19 protein-coding genes are annotated in these 19286 nt (G+C 70.8%); 12 read left to right on the forward strand and 7 right to left on the reverse strand.

Annotated elements, in window-relative coordinates; genetic code table 11:
* Positions 1-681: an NUDIX hydrolase gene (locus ABOD76_RS15800; protein WP_350242920.1), complete on the reverse strand. Its 681-nt coding sequence runs from the start codon at positions 679-681 to the stop codon at positions 1-3.
* A gap of 82 nt (positions 682-763) precedes the next feature.
* Here ABOD76_RS15800 and ABOD76_RS15805 point away from each other — a divergent pair, with 82 nt between their 5' ends.
* On the forward strand, positions 764-1357 hold the full coding sequence (locus ABOD76_RS15805) for a GNAT family N-acetyltransferase (protein WP_350242921.1): 594 nt from the start codon (positions 764-766) through the stop codon (positions 1355-1357).
* A gap of 53 nt (positions 1358-1410) precedes the next feature.
* Complete coding sequence (locus ABOD76_RS15810; RefSeq protein ID WP_350242922.1) at positions 1411-2178, forward strand: hypothetical protein; 768 nt, start codon at positions 1411-1413, stop codon at positions 2176-2178.
* 8 nt (positions 2179-2186) lie between these two features.
* Here ABOD76_RS15810 and ABOD76_RS15815 read toward each other — a convergent pair whose 3' ends face one another.
* Positions 2187-2654 (reverse strand): hypothetical protein, encoded by a 468-nt coding sequence (locus tag ABOD76_RS15815; RefSeq protein WP_350242923.1) that lies wholly within the window; start codon positions 2652-2654, stop codon positions 2187-2189.
* Positions 2655-2744: 90 nt separating this feature from the next.
* On the opposite strand from ABOD76_RS15815, the gene ABOD76_RS15820 reads away from it, so the two are divergent.
* The 5 genes from ABOD76_RS15820 to ABOD76_RS15840 all read left to right on the forward strand — a co-directional run bounded on the left by ABOD76_RS15820 (position 2745) and on the right by ABOD76_RS15840 (position 9287).
* Positions 2745-3251 carry a hypothetical protein gene (locus tag ABOD76_RS15820; RefSeq protein ID WP_350242924.1) on the forward strand — a complete coding sequence of 169 codons (507 nt, stop codon included), beginning with the start codon at positions 2745-2747 and terminating at the stop codon, positions 3249-3251.
* Between the two features lie 166 nt (positions 3252-3417).
* A complete protein-coding gene (locus ABOD76_RS15825) occupies positions 3418-4806 on the forward strand; it encodes a DUF4403 family protein (protein WP_350242925.1) in 1389 nt (462 codons plus the stop codon).
* 41 nt (positions 4807-4847) lie between these two features.
* Positions 4848-5429 (forward strand): glycerol-3-phosphate acyltransferase, encoded by a 582-nt coding sequence (locus ABOD76_RS15830; RefSeq protein WP_350242926.1) that lies wholly within the window; start codon positions 4848-4850, stop codon positions 5427-5429.
* Positions 5426-7528 (forward strand): hypothetical protein, encoded by a 2103-nt coding sequence (locus ABOD76_RS15835; RefSeq protein WP_350242927.1) that lies wholly within the window; start codon positions 5426-5428, stop codon positions 7526-7528. Before ABOD76_RS15830 ends, ABOD76_RS15835 begins: the two co-directional genes overlap by 4 nt.
* 49 nt (positions 7529-7577) lie before the next feature.
* Positions 7578-9287 (forward strand): stalk domain-containing protein, encoded by a 1710-nt coding sequence (locus ABOD76_RS15840; protein WP_350242928.1) that lies wholly within the window; start codon positions 7578-7580, stop codon positions 9285-9287.
* Here the strand turns inward: ABOD76_RS15840 and ABOD76_RS15845 are convergent.
* The 5 genes from ABOD76_RS15845 to ABOD76_RS15865 form a co-directional block, all read right to left on the reverse strand.
* On the reverse strand, positions 9275-10144 hold the full coding sequence (locus ABOD76_RS15845) for a 4-(cytidine 5'-diphospho)-2-C-methyl-D-erythritol kinase (RefSeq protein WP_350242929.1): 870 nt from the start codon (positions 10142-10144) through the stop codon (positions 9275-9277). The two genes, ABOD76_RS15840 and ABOD76_RS15845, sit on opposite strands and share 13 nt — an antisense overlap.
* A gap of 80 nt (positions 10145-10224) precedes the next feature.
* The gene (locus ABOD76_RS15850) at positions 10225-10965 is read right to left on the reverse strand and encodes a hypothetical protein (RefSeq protein ID WP_350242930.1); all 741 of its coding nucleotides are present in this window, start codon (positions 10963-10965) and stop codon (positions 10225-10227) included.
* Between the two features lie 70 nt (positions 10966-11035).
* The gene (locus ABOD76_RS15855; RefSeq protein WP_350242931.1) at positions 11036-12994 is read right to left on the reverse strand and encodes a hypothetical protein; all 1959 of its coding nucleotides are present in this window, start codon (positions 12992-12994) and stop codon (positions 11036-11038) included.
* Positions 12969-13367 (reverse strand): ExbD/TolR family protein, encoded by a 399-nt coding sequence (locus ABOD76_RS15860; protein WP_350242932.1) that lies wholly within the window; start codon positions 13365-13367, stop codon positions 12969-12971. Before ABOD76_RS15860 ends, ABOD76_RS15855 begins: the two co-directional genes overlap by 26 nt.
* 30 nt (positions 13368-13397) lie before the next feature.
* On the reverse strand, positions 13398-14069 hold the full coding sequence (locus ABOD76_RS15865) for a MotA/TolQ/ExbB proton channel family protein (protein ID WP_350245289.1): 672 nt from the start codon (positions 14067-14069) through the stop codon (positions 13398-13400).
* Positions 14070-14313: 244 nt separating this feature from the next.
* On the opposite strand from ABOD76_RS15865, the gene sufC reads away from it, so the two are divergent.
* From sufC to ABOD76_RS15890, 5 genes are all read left to right on the forward strand, one after another.
* Positions 14314-15084: a Fe-S cluster assembly ATPase SufC gene (gene sufC, locus ABOD76_RS15870; RefSeq protein WP_350242933.1), complete on the forward strand. Its 771-nt coding sequence runs from the start codon at positions 14314-14316 to the stop codon at positions 15082-15084.
* Between the two features lie 66 nt (positions 15085-15150).
* Positions 15151-16557 carry a Fe-S cluster assembly protein SufB gene (sufB, locus tag ABOD76_RS15875; RefSeq protein ID WP_350242934.1) on the forward strand — a complete coding sequence of 469 codons (1407 nt, stop codon included), beginning with the start codon at positions 15151-15153 and terminating at the stop codon, positions 16555-16557.
* A gap of 128 nt (positions 16558-16685) precedes the next feature.
* Positions 16686-17045 carry a VOC family protein gene (locus tag ABOD76_RS15880; protein ID WP_350242935.1) on the forward strand — a complete coding sequence of 120 codons (360 nt, stop codon included), beginning with the start codon at positions 16686-16688 and terminating at the stop codon, positions 17043-17045.
* 26 nt (positions 17046-17071) lie between these two features.
* Entirely contained in the window at positions 17072-18430 is a 1359-nt protein-coding gene (gene sufD, locus ABOD76_RS15885; protein ID WP_350242936.1) for a Fe-S cluster assembly protein SufD, read from the forward strand.
* 109 nt (positions 18431-18539) lie between these two features.
* Positions 18540-19136, forward strand: a complete 597-nt coding sequence (locus ABOD76_RS15890; protein WP_350242937.1) for a TMEM175 family protein — start codon at positions 18540-18542, stop codon at positions 19134-19136.
* Positions 19137-19286: the final 150 nt, after the last annotated feature.

Genomic DNA, 19286 nt, shown 5'->3' on the forward strand with positions numbered 1-19286 from the left:
CTACAGGTTGCCCACCAGCCGCAGCCGACCGGCCCGGCGGTACAGCTGGGCCGGCCGTCCCACCCCGCTGCGGCGCTCGCCGCTGGTGGCCAGCACCCCCTGCGCCAGCAGCCGCTTGCGGAAGTTGCGCTTGTCCAGCTTCCGGTTCAGGATCGCCTCGTGGACGCCCTGAAGTTCCGGCAGCGTGAACGTCTCCGGCAGAAATTCCAGTGCCAGATTGGCGTACTCCAGCCGCACCTGCAGCCGCTCGATGGCGTGGGCCAGAATCTCCGCGTGGTCGAAGGCCAGCGGGGGTGGCTGGTGCGCCGGAAACCAGCCGGCGCCCAGGGTGTTGCCGCCGCCGGTCACGCTGACGGTGCCGTGCGGCAGCACCGCCATGTGCGCCACGCTCACGATGCGCCCGCGCGGGTCCCGGTCCACCGCCCCGAAGGTGTAGAACTGCTCCAGCAGCCTCGGTTCCAGCTCCACCGTCGTCTCGGTGCGCAGCTCGCGCAGGGCCGCCTCGTGGAGTTCCTCGTTCAGTTGCACAAAGCCGCCGGGCAGCGCCCAGGTGCGGGCGTGCGGCAGGGTGCCGCGCTCGACCAGCAACACCTGCAGTTCGCCCTGATGCATGGCGAAGGCGGCGATGTCCACCGCCAGCCCAGCCGGGGTCGCCTGGGGGGGCAGAGTAAGTGTGCTCATGACACCTACTCTAGAGACGCGTCAGAACAGCGTCAATACAGAGGTCTAGGGCCGGGTGGGGGTGGACCTGTACGGTAGAGGCATGACACCCGCCACCGAACCCGACTGGAGTGCCCGGCCCATCCTGCAGCGGGGCGAGGTCCGGCTGACGCCGCTGGGCCTGGAGCATGCCCGCGGCCTGATGGCCTGCCTGGACCCGGCCACCACCCGCTATGTGGCGCGCGGCGTGCCGGACGACGGCAGCCTGGAAGGCTGGACCGGCTACGTGCAGCGGCTGCTGGCCCAGCCGAACCGGGTGGACTGGGTCCTCCTGGTGGCGGGCGTGGTGGCCGGGCGCATCTCGTATACCCTCAACCGTCCGGACGGCTGGGTGGAGATCGGCACGGTGATCGGGGCGGCCTATCACGGTGGCGTGGCCAACCCGGCGGGCAAGTTCCTGCTGCTGCAGCGGGCCTTCGAGGTGTTGGAGGTCGGCCGGGTGCAGTTCCGGGTGGACGCCCGTAACGCCCGCAGCCGGGCCGCATTGCGGAAGCTGGGCGCGGTGGAGGAGGGCACGCTGCGCCGCTACCAGCGCCGGACCGACGGAGAGGCGCGGGACAGCGTGCTGTACTCGGTGCTGCCCGAGGAATGGCCGGCCGTGCGGGCCCGGCTGGAAGAGCGGCTCCAAGCGTGGTGAACGCCGCAAGCTGGCCTACACCTGTGCTGCCGTCCGGACCGGTAGGCTGAGCCATGACCCCGCCTGTTGCTTCCGCCCTGCCGCGTCCGATCGACCTGAAGGTGCCGTCCAACCGCTTCGTGGTGGTGGGTAGCGTGCTGGCGGGGCTGGGGGCGGCGCTGCTCGGCCGCTCGCCCGCCCAGGCGGCCGGGACCGCCGCCGCCGCCTTTACCGGCTGGGCCACCGCCCGTGAGCTGGACCCGGACCAGCCGGGGAGTGCCAGCGTGGCGTTGCTGCTGGCCGCGCTTCAGGGTGCCGCGCAGCCGGGGTCGGCGGCCGGGCTGCTGGGGGCCGGGACCGTGCTGAGCAGCCTGCGGGTACTGGCCGGCACGGTGGGCCTGCCGGTCAGCGGCCCCGACGCCGCCGCGCTGACGGTGCAGGCTGCGCTGTGCGCCGGCACCGGACAGCGGGTGGCCGCCCTGGTGCCGGGCGCGGCGCTGCTGCTCTCGTCGGCGCTGGATGACGCCTGGAGCGCGCCGCGCTGGAGCGGGCCGGTGGCGCTGGCGGCCGGCCTGCTGCCCGCCGTGCGGCCCGCTGCCCGGGAGCGGTCCCTGCCGCTGCTGGACCTGGCCGCCCTGGCGCTGGCCGGCGGATTGCTGCGCCCGGAAGTGCCGGTCAGCCGCTGTGACCACACGGACCGGCAGGTGTCGGGGGAGCGGGTGCGGACGGCCCGGCTGCTGGGGCTGGGGACGCTGGCCCTCGGCCTGCTGACGCGGCAGCCGGGGCTGGGGTCACTGGCGGCGGCCAGCAGCGCGGTGGCCCTGCGGCGCTCGCCTCGCTGAGCAGCCCCTCAGTTGGCCAGGTACCGCAGAAAGTCATGCATCTGTGCCACGCAGTCGCTGGCCTCGCCGTTGGCGGTGCTGCCGGTCACGGTTCGCAGTTTGCCGGCGTCCGAAAGGTACAGCTGGGTGGCGCGGTACTGCACGCCGTCCTTCGTGAACAGGTACGCCGCCAGCACGGTCCAGCGTCCGGCCCGGTCCACCGGCTGCGTCACCACCGCGTCGAGCTTCTGGGCCATCAGCGCCTGCTGGATCCGCAGGGCAAATTTCCGGGCCGCCTCGGCATCCTGAAAGCTGGTGAACGCCTGACTGAGGCGCATCTCCTGCAGCACACACGCGCCGTTGTCGCTGTTCCAGGTGTCCTGGGCGGGCGTGCTGGCGCTCCAGCCACTCATCGGTACGCTCAGTGCCTGGACACTGCCCAGCACGCTGCTCAAGAGGGCGCCCGCAGTGAACAGCCGCTGCAGCCGGGTCTTCATCACACTGCAGGGTAGCAGCGCGTTCATGACAAAGTCTGGCACCCGGCTGAGAACGGCGCGGCGCCACAGCCAGCCGCTACACTGCCTGACATGACCCTCCTGAAGCGACCCGCCGCCCTGCTGACCCTGCTCGCCCTGGCCACCGCAGGGCACGCGCTGGCCCAGGACCAGGCCGGGAACCTGCGCGGCCTGAAGGCGGAGCAGCTGTGTCCGCCCAGCGCCCAGGTCACGGTGGACGACGACGACAACAGCGAGGTCGCGGCGGAGCTGGAGCAGCGGATGGAGCGGTATGCCACCCTGTACGGCCTCAGCTACGGCGACCCCAAGACCTGTCTGGTGGACCAGACGCTCACGCTCGACACCTTCCAGACCGACGACAAGGTCTACGCCTATGTGGTCGAGCTGTCGCTGGAACTGCGCGGCGCGGCGCCCGTGACGGTCGGCGGCAGCGCGCTCACGGTGCAGCGGCTGAAGCTCTGGTCCAACGTGTACTACGGCAGCAACGACGACCTGGACGCGCTGCTCGACCACGCCGTGGACCGGGCGCGCGACTACTACGAGGAGCTGGCCCTGGACTGGAAAGCCAGCCACAAGTAGGTGATCGGCCTGGCAGAAGGGCTGCTGGTGCTGCTGGTGGTGGCGCTGCTGCTCGGCAACCTGCTGTTCTGGCGGCGCTGGCTGGAGCGGCGGCGCGGTCGGCGGACCCGGTGACGCGTCCGGGCGTCCTCACGTCGCGTCAGCTGTGGCGCGGCACGCTGAAGGCATGCGTCCTGTTCCTGCCCTGCTGCGTGCCGCAGCGCTGGCGTCCCTGCTGAGCGTGGGGCCCGCTGGCGCCGCGCCGGTGCTGCCCGCTACCCTCTCGAGCGCGGTGGTGCCGCTGCACCTGCCGCTGAGTGCCCTGCAGGCGGCGGCCGAGCGGCAGGCGCCGACGCTGCTCAGCCACATCGATCAGGATCAGGTGCTGCTGGGCGGCCTGCTGGTGGTGCATCTGGCCGGTGATGTGGAGCGCAGCGGCCCGCTGGTCCTGACTCCGGAGGGCAGCAGCCTGCGGGTTGAGCTGCCGGTCACGGCCCGCATCCGCGCCACGCCGGCCGGCATCGGGGCCTTTCTGGCGCGGGACGTGGCGGGCAGCGCGGTGGTCACGCTGCGGCTGACCCCCCACCTGAGCGCCGACTGGCAGCTGCAACTGCCGGTCCAGGCCGACTACCACTGGACCGACCCGATCCGGCTGGAGCTCGCCCAGGGCGTGAACCTCGACGTTCAGGGGCTGGTGGACCCGCAGATCCGCGCCCAGCTGAACGGCATCGCGGCGCAGATCGGCGCGGCGGCCAGCGCGGGGCTGGACTTGCCCGGCCACGCCCGTCAATTCTGGACGCAGCTGGCCCAGCCGTGGACCCTGCCGGCCGCGCAGCTGGGCGCCCCCGCGTATGCCCGGGTGGTGCCCAAGGGGCTGCTGGTCTCGGCCCTGAACTTCGGTCCGGAGCAGCTCAGCCTCACGCTGGCGGCGAGCTTTGCGGCCACGGCCGGGCTGGGCACCCCGCCGCCCTCCACCGTGCCGGAGCTGCCCCCGCTGCAGACCGGCACGCCAACGGTGCAGGGCGTGCATCTGAACCTGCCGCTGTCACTGCCATACCCGGAGCTATCGCAGCTGGCCACCCGCTACGCCGGACGGCAGGACTTCCCTCTTCCCCTGCCGCTGCGTCCCCGGCTGCAGGTGCGGCGCGTCACGCTCACGCCTCAGGGCCAGCGCCTGCAGGCGGCGGTGGAGGTCCGGCTCACCGCGCTGGGCGTGCCGGTCACCGCGACCCTGGACGTGACCGGCACGCCGCGGCTGAGCGGCACCGTGCTGACGCTGGAGGGGGTGACGGTCCGGACCCGGCCCAGCGGCCTGACGCAGCGGGTGCTCGGCTGGCTGGCCGACGCCCGGGTGCAGCGGCTGGTGGCGCAGCAGGCCCGCGCCGACCTCGCGCCGCTGCTGACGCGGGCAAGGCAGGACGTGCAGGCGCGGCTGCCCTACGCGCCCGCGCCGGGCGTGCAGCTGGGCGGTGCCCTGACCGGGCTGCGGCTCCAGCAGCTCACGGTGCAGCCGCAGGCGCTGCTGGTCGGGGTGGAGGCGGCCGGCGAGCTGAGCGTGCAGGTCAGCCTGCGGTAACGCCGAGTTCGCGGCACGCTGCAGGTCGCTACAATGCCAGCGTGTCCTCCTTGCCCGTTTCTGCTGCCGTCCTGCTGGGTTCGTACCTGATCGGCTCCCTGGTGATGGGTGTGCTGTATTCCCGTCTGCGCGGCACCGATATCCGCGACAAGGACCTGCCAGGGGCCAGCGGCACCTTTCGTCAGTACGGGGCCGCCGCCGGGGCGACCGTGATGGTGCTGGACTTCGTGAAGGGCATGGTGGCGGTGGGACTCGCCCGATATTTTGCGCCGGACGCGATGTGGCTGGCGGTGTTCGGGGTGGTGCTGGGCCACTGCTACCCCGTGTATTTCCGCTTCAATGGCGGCGCGGGCGTGGCTCCCTTCGGCGGCGCGTTCCTGGTGGCCTCGCCCATCGCGGCCATTCCGACCTACGTGCTGGCGCTGGCGCTGATTCCGGTGTACAAACGTACGCTGCAACCGCGTCTGAAGATGAACGCGGTGCCGGCGGTCTCGGTGGCGATGCTGCCGATCGGCATCGTGTTCTCGCTGCTGTTCGGCGGACTCGTCAGCTTTCTGGCCGGAGGTGTGGTGATGGTGCTGCGGGGCCTGCAGATGCTGCGCTCGCCGGAGCGGGAGGCATGATCCGGGCGCTGCGGCGAGCGCTGCTGCTGGGCCTGCTGATGGTGATCCAGCTGGCCGCTGCCCAGGCGGCGCTGGACGACCGGACCCTGAGCTTCACGGCGGACACTGGCCGCGTGACCTGGAGCCGCAGCTACCCGGCTGCGCTCGGCCCGATCAGCGGGCCGCTGCGTCAGGACGGCCTGACGTGGCTGGCGGTGGGGCCGTCACTGTACGCCTACACCGACTCGGGTGAGCAGCGGCTGCGGCTGGACCTGCCGGACGTCGTCTCGGCGCTGGACGCGGGCGGCGGCGTGTTCCGGGTGACGGTGGGCCTGGGCAGCGTGCGCGACACCTTCACGGTCAGTGACATGGCGGTGCAGGAGCGGGTGGTGCTGCCCCCCGTCCCGGACGTGACCGGCTGGCTCGCCCGAGCCGCCGCCGTGATTCCGCAGGCGCAGCTGTCTGCAGCGGCGGCGCAGGACCCGGTCAATCCCTTTCTGCAGCTGCGGCTGGCCCGGCTGGCGCGCCAGCGCGGGGACCAGTTCGGGGCCCTGGAGGCGGTGCAGCGGGCGGTCTCGGCGCAGGTGCCGTTCGCGGCCTCGGTGCAGCTGGCGGCGGCCCTCGACGCGGCCGGGTTTCCCAGCGCCGCCGACATCGCCCTGGACCGGGCCCGGCGCGACTGGGCCGAACGTGGCTACGACCCGGACCTGCCGGTCAGCCACGCGGCGCTGCGTGCCTACGGCAATCCGCTCGGCTACCTGAACGTGCTGCTGCGCCAGAACCGGCTGCGCCGCGCCGACGTGTGGATTCGCTACCTGCGCGAGGTGTCGCCGCGCTTCGAAGGGTATCCGGAAGTGTACGCCCGGTACGCGGCGGTGCTGGACGCCCAGGGACGCAGCGGCGAGGCCGACGAGTGGCGGCAGTTCAGCCGTTCGCTGGCGGGCGGCACGCTCTACAACCTGGGCCCCGACGCGCTGCTGCGCCTGCGGGACGCCGCAAAGCTGGCCACGCTCGGGCTGGCCGTGGCGCTGCTGGCCGCGCTGCTCGGCTACACGGCCCATTACTGGTCGGTGCAGGGCCGCGACCTGGCTCCGCTGGGCGGGCGCTACGGCTCCTGGCTGCGGCATCCGCTGTCACGGGCGCGGCGGCTCACCCTGTCCTATGCGGGCTTTGGGGAGCGGCTGGTGCTGGCCACCCTGGTGGCGGCGCTGCTGGTGACGCTCTCCAGCCTCGCCTGGACCCAGCGGGTCAACGCCCGCATTCTGGCGCCCGCCCTGAACGCCGGCACCTATGGGGGCGCGTGGTTCTACGATCAGCTGGAGCAGCTGGGGCCGGCGGGCGACAGCCGCAGCATCGGGTTGATCCGGGGGCTGGCGGCGCAGCTGGACGGGGACGCGTCGGTGGCGCGTCAGCTGTACGAGGCGCCCACGCCGCTCCCCTGCGCGCTCAACAATCTGGGCGTGCTGGCCGCGGGCCGCGACGACCAGCCGCAGGCGCGGGAGCTGTACCGCCGGGCGCTGGCCGCCGACCCGCAACTCACCAGCGCCGCGTACAACCTGGGCCTGAATCCGGCGGTGCCGGAGGCCGCGTTCCAGCGCCAGCTGCGCGGCCCGCAGCCGCGGCTGTGCTACCCGGACCAGCAGACGCTGGTGCAGGCGGTAGACCTGGCGCCGGGCAGCAGCGCTCTGGCGCTGCTGCGCGATCCGTGGGGCGCCCTGACCCGGCTGCCCACCGGGCTGTCCCGGCCGCTGCAGGTGGCGCTGGCCGCGCTGCTGATGGTGCTGGGCGCCGTCAGCGTGCTGTGGTTGCTGGTGCCGCGGCTTCCCGTGGGCCGCCTCGCCGGTCGGCCGGCGCTGTACCGCCTGGTGGCGCTGCTGGTGCCGGGGTCGGCGCAGCTGGACGGCGCCTGGGGCAGCGTGCTGCTGCTCGGCTGGGCCTTCACGGTGGCGGCGCTGGGCGTGCAGCGCGGGCTGGTGTCGTCGCGCGCGCTGCCGGGGATGAGCGCCCCCGGCCTCGACACGGTGCTGCTGGCGGTGCTCGCGGCGTGCTACCTGCTCAACACGGTCGCGTTCGTGATTGCCGAACTGCGCTGGGCCAGGGCGCAGCGCCGGGCCGCCTAGGGTCACCGCTGCCAGATTCGCGTCAGGCACTCCTGCATATACTTGCGCGGTGCGTTTCCTCGTGTTCTTCCTCAGTCTTTTCGCGCTGCTGCCCTGGGCCAGCGCCATCAGTTCGGTCCAGCTCCAGGCGACCACCGACCAGACCGCTGCCTACCGCAACGGAGACAGCTACACCTTCCAGAACCCGCCGCGTGTGGTCAAGGGCCGCACCATGCTGCCGCTGCGCGAGACGGCGGCCCTGCTCGCGCAGGACATCGGCGGCGACGCCCAGCAGCTGCAGCTGGGCCGCCTGACCCTGGACCTGCGCAGCAACCAGGCCGCGCTGGGTGGCAGCCTGCAGGCGGACGGCAGCGTGACGAACCTGGGCGGCGTGCTGTACATCAGCGCCCGGCTGCTGGCCGACGCGCTGAATGCCAACCTCGGCTTCAGCGACGACAGCCGGACCCTCACCCTCACCGCCCTGCCCCCCGGCGGCAACCCGATGGCGCCGCAGGCCCGCTTCAGTACCGACAAGAGCACCTACGCGCCGGGGGAGCGGGTGGTCTACACCGAGTACGCCTTCGATCCGGACGGCTCGGACCTCGTCAACCGGCGCTGGACCGGCCGGCAGGACGTGTACTTCACGCCGGGCCAGTACACCGTGACGCTGCAGGTGACCAACGCCCGGGGCCTGCAGAGCGCGCCCTACGCCCGCACCATCACCGTGACCGGGGCCAGCGTGGATACCCCGCTCGGCTACGCCCTGAAGTACGCCGGCCCTGGCGACACCTTCGCCGACAGCAACGTGCTGAAGTATCCGGCCCTGACGGCCCAGCCGGTCAGCTCGGCGGCCAACTACCCGCTGATCTTCAGTGACAGCCCGGAAGCGCCCGCCAGCAGCGGGGTGCTGTATCAGGACTCGGTGGCGGGGCGGGTGCGGCTGCTGGCCTACCACGTCAACGCGCAGCCGGGTCCGGCCCGGCTGTATGTGGTGGCGCGCAACCTCGAAAGCCGACCGGTGGAGCTGCGGACCGACCGGCTGGGCGAGACGGCCCCTACCCGCGTGGAGGGCCTGCTGGGGCAGGTGACGCTGATGGACTACTTCGCCTCCAGCGGCGGCCAGAGCGTCATCGTGGGGGCGGGGGAGAGCGTGGCGGTGTACGCCAGCCCCACCCTCAGCAGCGGCAGCGGCGTGAACGTGATGCAGGACCTCAGCACCACCGGCCGGGTGGAACTGACCTTCGTGATGCTGGACGACGGCCTGCCGCCCACCGCCCAGGTGGTGCAGCAGCTGCCGTACCTGCAGCCGGACGGCCGCCACCAGCGCGGCACCTTCCCCAACGCGGTGCGGCCCCTGCGCGTGAACCTGTCGCAGCTGCCGGCCCGGCTGGTGATCGGGGACGGGCAGGTGGACCCGGCGCTGACCGGCACCGACGTGCTGACCGGTCAGGCTCAGCGGCTGATGGGCAACTACGGCGTGCTGTACAGCATCGAGGTGCAGGGGGCCCGCGACGTGGCCGTGGCGCTCAGCCCGCGCGGCGGCCTGTACCGGGGCGCTATGAATGTGCAGGACGGCCCGATCACCCAGGCGATCAAGCTGCCGCGCAGCGGCACGGCCAGCCTGCCGGACCAGCCCACCCTGCTGTGGCGCGCCGAATCCAACACCATCAACCTGGACTTTGTGCCGGCCAGCGGCAGCGCCCTGCCGATCAGTCTGGTGTTCTACCGGGCGGCGGCGCCGGACGCCTTCGGCGGCATTATCAAGCGCTACAACCCCTGAATCAGCGGGGAGGAGACGGTGTGGGCGGCCTGGATCCACCACGCCGGATACTGGCGGGCCAGCTGCTCGGCCGCCGTCAGCGCCTGATCGGCGCTGGCGGCCAGGGCAAAGCAGGTGCTGCCGGAGCCGCTCATCAGGGGGGCGTGCAGGCCAGCTTCTCGGAGCGCCGTCAGGGCCTCCGCGATCTCCGGATGTCGGGCGCTGACGGGCGGCTGCAGGGCATTGAGGATGGGGGCCTGTCCGGCCTCGCCCGGCTGCTCCAGCTGCCCGAAGCTGGCCAGCATCCGGTCCAGATCCAGCGGGGGGGTGTACCCCTCCTCCTCGTCCAGCCAGCGGTAGGCGTCGGCGGCACTCACCGCCACGCCCGGGTTCACCAGCACCACCTGCAGCCGCTGCACCGCCAGCGGGGTCAGGCGCTCACCGATGCCTTCGGCGAGGGCCGCCTGACCCAGCAGAAAGAACGGTACGTCCGCGCCGAGTCGCTCGGCCAGCGGCCTCAGGTCCACACCCGCCGGGTACAGCCGCGCCAGGGCCATCAGGGTGGTGGCCGCGTCGCTGCTGCCGCCGCCCAGCCCGGATGCCAGCGGCAGCTGCTTGTGCAGCACGATCTCGGCGCCCTGCTGCAGACCGGCCGCGTCCAGGTAGGCCCGGGCCGCCCGGTACACCAGATTGTCCGGTCCGGCGCTCAGCGCGGCTCCCTCCACCTGCAGGGTCAGCTGGTCGGCGGCCCGGACCTCCAGTTCGTCACCGATGCTCAGCGGCACCATCAGGCTGTGCAGCGAGTGGTAGCCGTCCGAGCGCTGGTCCAGCACACTCAGGCCCAGGTTGATCTTGGCAGGGGCAAAATAACGGGTCACAGGGAGCAGCGTACAGGCTCGGCGGCCACAGGAATGGACACAGGCCGCCTCCAGCTGGAAGCGGCCTGCGGAGGGGAGGCTCAGTAGAAGCTGCTCAGGTCCATCGGAACGGCGTAGGCGCAGGTGGTGTCGGCCTCGGTGCGGATCAGGATGTCCACCTTGGCGTTGGCGGGCAGGCCAGCCTTCAGCGGCTCGAAGTAGTAGACCAGCGTGCCGGCGTAGGGGCCCTGGGCAGAAGCCGGGGTGCTGGGCGTGGACGGGGTGGCGCTGGCCGCACCGTTCATCGGCTTCCAGTCGTTCACGTAGCTGCTCTTCACCGGGGCGATCAGCTTGCCGTCCGGGCCGCGCATCCGCACCAGGTAGGCGCTGCGCTGCTGCTGGCTGGGCAGCCCGGCCACCCCCACGTCCAGCCGCAGCTGACCGTCCGGCAGCCGGCTGGCCGTGTCCTTGAGCGCGTCGGCGGGGGTGAGGCTCTTGAAGCTGTCGCGCGCCTGCTGCGCCTGGAAGAACAGCTGATCGGCCTGTCCGCTGAGGGTCAGGCTGGTGGGCCGGCTCCCGGCCGTGTAGTCGGTGGGCTTGGCCAGCCAGTCGGCCACGCACTGCTCGCCACCGTCGAAGGCGTTCACGGCCGCCTTGCCGGATTTGAAGGCTCCGTCCTGCACGCTCAGGTCCACGTTCAGGTAGGTCAGGACCGGGTCGGTGCGGCGGCCATAGGCGCTGTCGATCACGGTCTTGGCGGTGGTTTCCTCCAGCTTCGGCACCCAGGCCAGGGCGGGAGCGGCGGTCAGGACACTCAGGGTCAATATCAGAAACTTACGCATGCTCTACCTCAACACAGGGGAATGATGTGAAACTGACGGCTGACACGAAGAAAACACACCTGGGCCCGGGTCATTTCAGATACACGATCCGGCAGGCGCTGCCGGCAGCCTTGAGCGTGGCGGCGCCGCTGGCGTCCAGCACCGCGTCGGCTTGATAGCTGGCCTGGGTGCCGTAGGGGGGACGCACGGCGACCGCCTTGACCCGCTTGACCTGACCCGCCGCAATCCCGAAGCGCTTCAGTTCCGCCTGGACCGTGCTTTCGTCGCTGGCGTAGGTGTGCAGCAGGCCCTGGTTCACCAGTTCCTTGTCCACGCCCTTGATCAGCGCCTGGTCCGGCCACAGCACCTGCCCGCTCTGACTGAACACATAGGAGGTCATGGTGCGCTGGAAGTTGCTGCCCAGCCCCCGGACATCGATGACCACCCCGCACAGCTCGCTGCGGGTCTCCTGCCCGGCCTGGGTACCGCTGCCGGTTCCGGGGCCGCGCCCGGCCGTTTCGCCAGCCCCACTGCCGGGCGCCGTGCCGGTCCCGGTGCCGGCTCCACCGCCCCGGCCGGTCTCGGGCGCGGCGGGGCTGCTGCCGCCCCCACCTCCGGCCGTCCGGGGTGCCTCGCCGGCCGGGCTGCCGCCACTGGTACTGGTGTCGGCGGGGCTGCCGCTTCTGCCAGGGGCTGCCGTTGCTGCGTCCGGGGCGCTGGCGTCGCTGTTGCCCCCCTGCGGCTCGCTGCGCGGAGCGGCCGCCGTATCTTCGGTGGCCGGAGGCGTCACGGCGGCGCTGCTCCCCCGGCCGGGCGCGGCGGTGTCGGCGGGCCCGGATTCCGGCGCTGGCGTCTCGGCGGCGCCGCGGGCGGCCTCAGCGGGAGCGCTGCCCTCCGGTGAACGGTCGGCTGTGCCCGCCCGGGGCACGGTGCTGCCGGCGCTCTCGGCCGGCTGGGGGGTGGGGGTGCGGGCCGCGGCCACGGGGGCCGGGTCCGTGCTGGGCGGCGCGCTGACCGGAGCGCGGCCCGCTTCGGGTGTGGCGGCGCTGCTGCTGCCCTGGCTGCCGCCGCCACGCGCCGGCTCGGCGGTGGTGGTGGAGGCCTGAGGCAGGGTTCCACGCGGCGAGGGGGCCGCCTCCGGCACGCTGTCCTGAGGCTGATTGGCCGCGTCGCCGCGCGCCGCTTCCGGGGCGGCCTCGGCGGGCCGGGCCGCAGGCGAAGCCCCCCGGGCCGGAGCCGGGTCGGCGTCCGCGTTGCTCTGCTGCCGTGCCGGGCTGGTGGCCGTCTCGGTGCTGGCGGCGGGAGCAGCGGCGTCTTCCCGGCGGGGCAGGGCCGTCACCGAAGCGCTCGCCTCCGGCTGGCTCTGCTCCGGCTGAACGGCCGGGGCGCGCGCCTCCTCGGGAGCCGGCTGGGCCGCCTCGGTCGTGGAGGGACGGGGCGTGGTCACGGCTGGTTCGGTGGGGTCCGGCGTCTGGGTGGCGGGGGTCCGGGCCGGCGCGGCCTCGGCGGGCGTCTGGGCCGGCTGCGCGGCCGGAGTGCGGCTGGGTGTCGGACTGGCGGTGGGCGCCGGGACGGCGGAAGGCTGGGCGCGGCTGGGTGCGGGCCGGCTCTGTGTTGGGGTTCCAGACGAGCCGGCGGTGGCGCCGGGCGTGGCGGTGCGGGCGGCCGGCTGGCGCTGTGGTTCTGGAGTGGGGGTGGCCGGACGCTGCGGCGTCGGCGTGGCCTGGGGTGTAGGCGCTGGCCGGGGCGCCGGCGTGGGGGTGGTGCGCGGTGTGGCCGGACGGGTGACCGGCGTGGCACGGCGGGTGGGGGTCGGAGCGGGCGTGGGGGTCACGGCAGGCGTGGCCTTCACCTGCGGGTCGGCCAGCGTCACCACCTCCATCGGCGCCCGGCGGAGATCGGGCGCGGCCACCACCCGCGGCGGCTCGGTCACGCGCAGCAGCACCAGCCCCAGCAGCAGGGCGCCGTGCAGCACGATGGCCGCCCCCAGCGCCCGCCGCTGCTCACGGGGCGCCTCGGAGCGTTCAGGGCTGACGGGTACCGAGCGCAAGCCGCTCTCCTCCTGCACGTTTGATGACGTCCATCACGCCCACCACGGTGCCGTAGCTGCCCTTCTCGTCGGCGCGCAGGCCCACCAGCCCGCCGCTGCTGGCCAGCAGCGGCTTGAGCTGGGCGCCCAGCCGGGTCAGCGTGGTGGCCTTGCCGTTCAGGTAGACCTTGCCGGAGGCGTCCACGCTGACCAGCGGCAGGTTGGGCGTTTCCTGCACGGTGGTGCTGGCGCGCGGCAGGTCCAGCGGCAGGGCGTTGTTGCGCGAGGCGAGGTTGCTGGTCAGCATGAAAAAGATCAGCAGCAGCAGCACGATGTCCACCATCGGCGCGAAATCGAAGGCAATGGGCGAGTCTTCCCGGTACCTACGCCGCATGACCGCCTCCGCGTGCCGGCGTGCTCCGGTTCAAGGCCGCACCCTCGGCGCGAAGTCGAACTCCAGCGGCGTGGTCGGGGCCGGGCGCTGCGGCCGCACCAGCCAGCTGGGCAGCTCCTCGCGCACCCGTTCCATGCTGGTCGCAATCCGGTCGGCGCGGGTGCGCAGCATGTTGCGCGCCACGTAGGCCACCACCGCCACGATCAGGCCGCCCGCCGTGTTGATCAGCGCCTCGCTGATGCCGGTGGCGAGCTGCTCGGTGGTGGGGCTGGTGGTCTGGGAGAACACCAGAAACGAGCGCACCATGCCGATGACCGTGCCGAGCAGGCCCAGCAGCGGTCCCACCTGCGCCGCCGTGCCCAGCGCGCTGAGGCCGGCGTACAGCCGCGCATCCTCGGCCAGCACCGCCGCGTTCATGGCCGCCTGGGCCGCTTCCGGCCCCCGGTCGGCGCGGCTCAGGCCGGCGCGCGCGACAACGGCGGCCGGCATCCGGGCGCCGCTGCGGTCCAGTTCGGCCAGGGCCGCCTGCGGCCCGCTCTCGGCCGTGTTGGCGCGCACGCGCTGAATGGTGGCTTCGGCGCTCGCGCCCAGCCGGCCCAGCACCTGAAACCGCAGCACGGCCAGATAGACGACGTAGACCGAGAGGGCCACCAGCACCCACAGCAGGGGACCGGCTGCCGTCAGCAGATTCAGGAGATTCAGCTTCACCCTCTACCGGTATCACGCAGCCGCGTGGCAAGCGTGAAATGAGCGTGTGTGAGCAGGGCTTTCCCCGCCTGGGCGCGCAAGAAGCCGGCGGCCGACAATAGCAGAGTAAATCACTCGACTTTAGGGGCTCAAGCGCCTAAAATGAACCAGTAAGTAGGAACGGTTCTCAACAAGGAGCCGGCCTGAAGTGCATGTCGGGTGCGTGTGAGTGATCTTACCGCGCCCCAGAGGAGCCCAGATGAGCGAACACCAGCCCCACACCCTTGAAATCCGCAACCTGCATGCCACGGTCGGCGACCTGCCGATCCTGAAGGGCATCAACCTGACGGTGCCGCGCGGCGAGCTGCATGCCGTGATGGGGCCGAACGGCAACGGCAAGAGCACGCTGGCCAAGGTGATCGTGGGCGACCCCGAGTACACCGTGACCGAGGGCGAGGTGCTGGTGGACGGCGTGAACATCCTGGAGCTGGAGCCGGACGAGCGCGCCCGCCTGGGGGTGTTCTTGGCCTTCCAGTACCCGGTCGAGATTCCCGGTGTGACCATCGCCAACTTCCTGCGCCTCGCCATGCAGGCCCGCAAGGCCGAGGGCGAGGAGGTCAGCTTCACCGAGTTCTACGGCAAGCTGACCGCCGCCCTCAAGACGCTCGAGTGGGACGAGAGCATCGTGGAGCGCTACCTCAACGAGGGCTTTTCCGGCGGCGAGAAGAAGCGCAACGAGATTCTTCAGATGCTGATGCTCGACCCGCGCTACATCATCATGGACGAGACCGACTCGGGCCTAGACGTGGACGCGCTCAAGATCGTGGCCAAGGGTGTCAACAGCATCCGTGGGCCGGAGCTGGGCGGGCTGATCATCACCCACTACCAGCGCCTGCTGGACTACATCGTGCCGGACAAGGTGCACATCATCGTCAACGGCCGCGTGGTGCAGAGCGGCGGCCCGGAGCTGGCCAAGAAGCTCGACACCCAGGGCTACGACTGGGTCAAGGAACTGGCGGCCGGCGCCTGAACGTGGCCGGGCCGGCCGAGTGCCGGCCCCACGTTGCCCTGCACGGCCCTCTTTCAAGGAGTCACCATGACCGTTAATCCTGAAGCGTCCAACATCAATACCGAGTACGAGTTCGGCTGGAGCAATCCCGAGAACTACGCGATCAAGGCGCCCAAGGGCCTGAGCCGCGAGGTCGTCGAGATGATCTCGAAGGCCAAGGACGAGCCGCAGTGGATGCTGGACTTCCGGCTCAAGGCGCTGGACATCTTCTACGCCAAGCCGATGCCCGAGTGGGGCGCGGACCTCTCGGGCCTGAACCTCGACGAGATCTACTACTACATCAAGCCCGAAGGCTTTAACGCCCGCAGCTGGGACGACGTGCCGGACGACGTGAAGCAGACCTTCGAGCGGCTGGGCATTCCGGAGGCCGAGCGCAAGGCGCTGGCCGGCGTGGGCGCGCAGTACGAGTCCGAGATGGTGTACCACAACCTCAAGGACGAGTGGGAGAAGCTGGGCGTGGTGTTCCTGAGCATCGAGGACGGCCTGAAGCAGTACCCGGACCTGTTCCGCGAGCACTTCGCCACGATCGTGCCGCCGCAGGACAACAAGTTCGCGGCCATCAACAGCGCCGTGTGGTCCGGTGGGTCGTTCGTGTACGTGCCGAAGGGCGTCAAGGTGGACATTCCGCTGCAGACCTACTTCCGCATCAACGCGGAGAGCAGCGGCCAGTTCGAGCGCACCCTGATCATCGTGGATGAAGGCGCCCAGGCGCACTACATCGAGGGCTGCACCGCCCCCACCTACGCCTCCGACAGCTTCCACTCGGGCGTCATCGAGATCGTCGTGAAGGAGGGGGCCCGCTTCCGCTACAGCACCATCCAGAACTGGAGCCACAACGTCTACAACCTCGTGACCCAGCGCGCCGCCGTGTACGGCAACGGCGTGATGGAGTGGGTGGACGGCAACCTCGGCAGCAAGGTCACCATGAAGTACCCGGCCTGCTACCTGATGGAAGAGGGCGCGCGCGGCGAGGTGCTGAGTATCGCCATGGCCGGCCGTGGCCAGCACCAGGACGCCGGCGCCAAGATCGTGCACTTCGCGGCGCACACCAGCGGCACCATCGTCAGCAAGAGCATCAGCAAGGACAGCGGCCGCAGCAGCTACCGCGGCCTGGTCAAGATCTACGAGGGGGCCACCGGCGCCAAGACCAACGTGGAGTGCGACGCCCTGCTGCTGGACGACGAGGCCCGCACCGACACCTACCCCTACATCGAGATCGAGGAGAAGACCGCGCGGGTGGGCCATGAGGCCACCGTGTCCAAGATCAACGACGAGCAGATCCTGTACCTGCAGAGCCGTGGGCTGAGCGAGGACCAGGCCGCCGGGCTGATCGTGCGCGGCTTCATCGAGCCGATCGCCAAGGAACTGCCGCTGGAGTACGCGGTGGAACTGAACCGCCTGATCGAACTGGAGATGGAAGGCAGCGTCGGGTAAGAGAGCCTTCGGGAACTGCCCCTGGGCGGTTCCTGGAGTGTGCTGAAGGGGGGTGGCCACGGCTGCCCCCAACCCTTGCAGGACCTGTCGCCTCATCTCGCTTCTGTTGCGAACTACAAAGGACCGCCTTGAAACTCAACCACATCAATCTGGGTGTCACTGACGTTCCCGCCACCGTGGACCTGTTCCAGCAGCACTTCGGCCTGCGGCCGGCCGGGGAGGGCATGCCCATGAACGACCGCATGGCCTTCCTGCGCGACGATGCCGGATCACTGATCTCGGTGTTCCGCGCCCCGGACGTGACCTACCCCAAGGTGTTCCACATCGGCTTCATGCAGGACACGCCCGAGCAGGTGCGGGCCATGCACGCCCAGCTGACCGGCGCAGGCTTCGAGATTCCCGAGCCGCACGAGAACAACGGCCGGCTGACCTTCTACTTCAACACGCCGGGCGGCTTCGTGCTGGAAGTCGAATCGTTCTTCGGCTGACCGCCTCACCTCTGACTGGAGACCCCATGACCCAACCCTTCACGGAAGACCTGATCACCCAGGCGGGCGGCCCCGAGTGGCTGACCGCCAAGCGCAAGGAGGGCCTGACCCTCTTCAACAGCCTGGACGTGCCGCATGAGGGCGTCGAGGCCTGGAAGTACACCCGCGTGGACGTGGACTTCGCCTCGCTGCGCCCACACGGGAAGCGTGACGTGGTGCAGGACATCACGGCGCTGCCGGCCAGCGTGCAGAAGCGCCTGACCAGCACCGACGTGGGTGCCTACCTGGTGCTGGACGGCCCGGACGTGGTGTACCGCACCGAACTGCCGGCCGAACTGAGCGCGAAGGGCGTGATCTTCACCGACCTGCGCTCAGCGGTGGAGCAGCACGGCGACAAGGTGCAGCAGTACCTGTACAGCGTGGTCCCGGCCGAAGTGCCGGACGACACCACCATCGCCGCGCCCGGCACCACCCCCAGCAAGAGCCCGGACCCCAGCGAGGGCAAGTTCAGCGCGCTGGCAGCGGCGTTGTGGACCAACGGCGCTTTTGTGTACGTGCCGCGCGGTGTGGACGTGGAGCTGCCCCTGGGGTCGTTCCGGGTGATGAGCGAGGCCGGCACCTACACCGCCACCCGCACCCTGGTGGTGGCCGAGGAGAACGCCAGCGTCACCTTCATCGACGAGCAGGACAGCGAGGCGCTGCCCGGCACCTACGCCATCGGCGCGGTGGAACTGGTGCTGAAGCAGGCGGCGCGGGTACGCTACGTCAGCATCCAGAACTGGGGCGAGGGCGTGACGCACATCCAGCGCCAGCGTGGCGACGTGGGCCGTGACGCCACCCTCAACAGCCTGGTGGTCACCATGGGCGGCACGCTCAGCCGCACCGAGATGCAGAGTTACCTGCGCGGCCAGGGCTCCGACAGCGAGATGCTGGCTCTGTACTTCGCCAACAAGGACCAGCACTTCGATCACTACACCCTGCAGCACCATGCCGCCCCCAACGCGCACAGCGACCTGCTGTACAAGGGCGTGGGCGACGACGCCTCGGTGGGCGTGTTCAGCGGCATGATCAAGGTGGATCTGGGCGCCCAGAAGACCGACGCCTACCAGAAGCACCGCACCCTGATGCTGTCGAGCGACGCGCGCAACTACAGCGTGCCGCAGCTGGAGATCAACGCCAACGATGTGCGCTGCAGCCACGGCAGCACCACCGGCCCGGTGGACCAGGAGCAGCTGTTCTTCCTGCGCTCGCGCGGCATTCGTCAGGAGCTGGCCGAGAAGATGCTGGTCACGGCCTTCCTGGAAGACGTCCTGACCCGCGTGCCGCTGCGCAGCGTGGTGGAGTACATCGAGGGCATCATCGCGGAGAAGGTCGGCGCGGCCTGAATCTTTGCAGCTGAACATGGCGACCCGTCCTGAAGAGGCCGGGCCGCTTTTCTTTGGCCTGTCCTGGCGTTCACCGACCCGTCATAGTGAGGGTCAGGGGGAGCGCCGCATGACCAAAAACAGACTGGAAGCGTTCTCGGACGGGGTACTGGCCATCGTCATCACCATCATGGTGCTGGAACTGAGGCGGCCTGAGGGCCACAGCTGGGCGGACCTGCTGCAGCTGTGGCCGGTGCTGCTCAGCTATCTGATCAGTTTCGTGTTTGTGGGCATCTACTGGACCAACCACCATCACCTGATGCATACCGTGCAGCGCGTCAGCGGCGGCGTGTTGTGGGCCAACCTGCACCTGCTGTTCTGGCTGTCGCTGCTGCCGTTCGTCACGGACTGGGCGGGCGAGTCCCACTTCGCGCCGGTGCCGATGATGGTGTACGCCGCCGACGCCCTGCTGTGCGCCCTGGCCTACTCCCTGCTGGTTCGCACCATCATCCGGACTGACCACAACAACCACCTGCTCCAGGACGCCATCGGCAGCGATCTGAAAGGCAACCTCTCGCTGGTGGGGTACGTGGTGGCATTGCTGACACCGCTGCTGGGCCAGGTGGGCGTGATGGTCTCGGGGGGCTGCCTGATCCTGGTGGCCCTGATGTGGCTCATCCCGGACCGCCGCATCGAGCGGGCCATCGAGGGCACCGGCCGCCCCTGAAGGCCCCCTGGTAGGGGTCCTCACCCCCAGGAAGGGGGGCGCGCGGCATGGCACATGAGGAAATGTGTGGGTAAACTGTGAGCTGCTCTGCGGCGGGCTGAGCCATCAGGCCGCCCGCCCGGTGGCCGGGCCATCCGTTCGGAAAGGACG

The organism is Deinococcus sonorensis KR-87, assembly GCF_040256395.1.
GTDB lineage: Bacteria > Deinococcota > Deinococci > Deinococcales > Deinococcaceae > Deinococcus > Deinococcus sonorensis.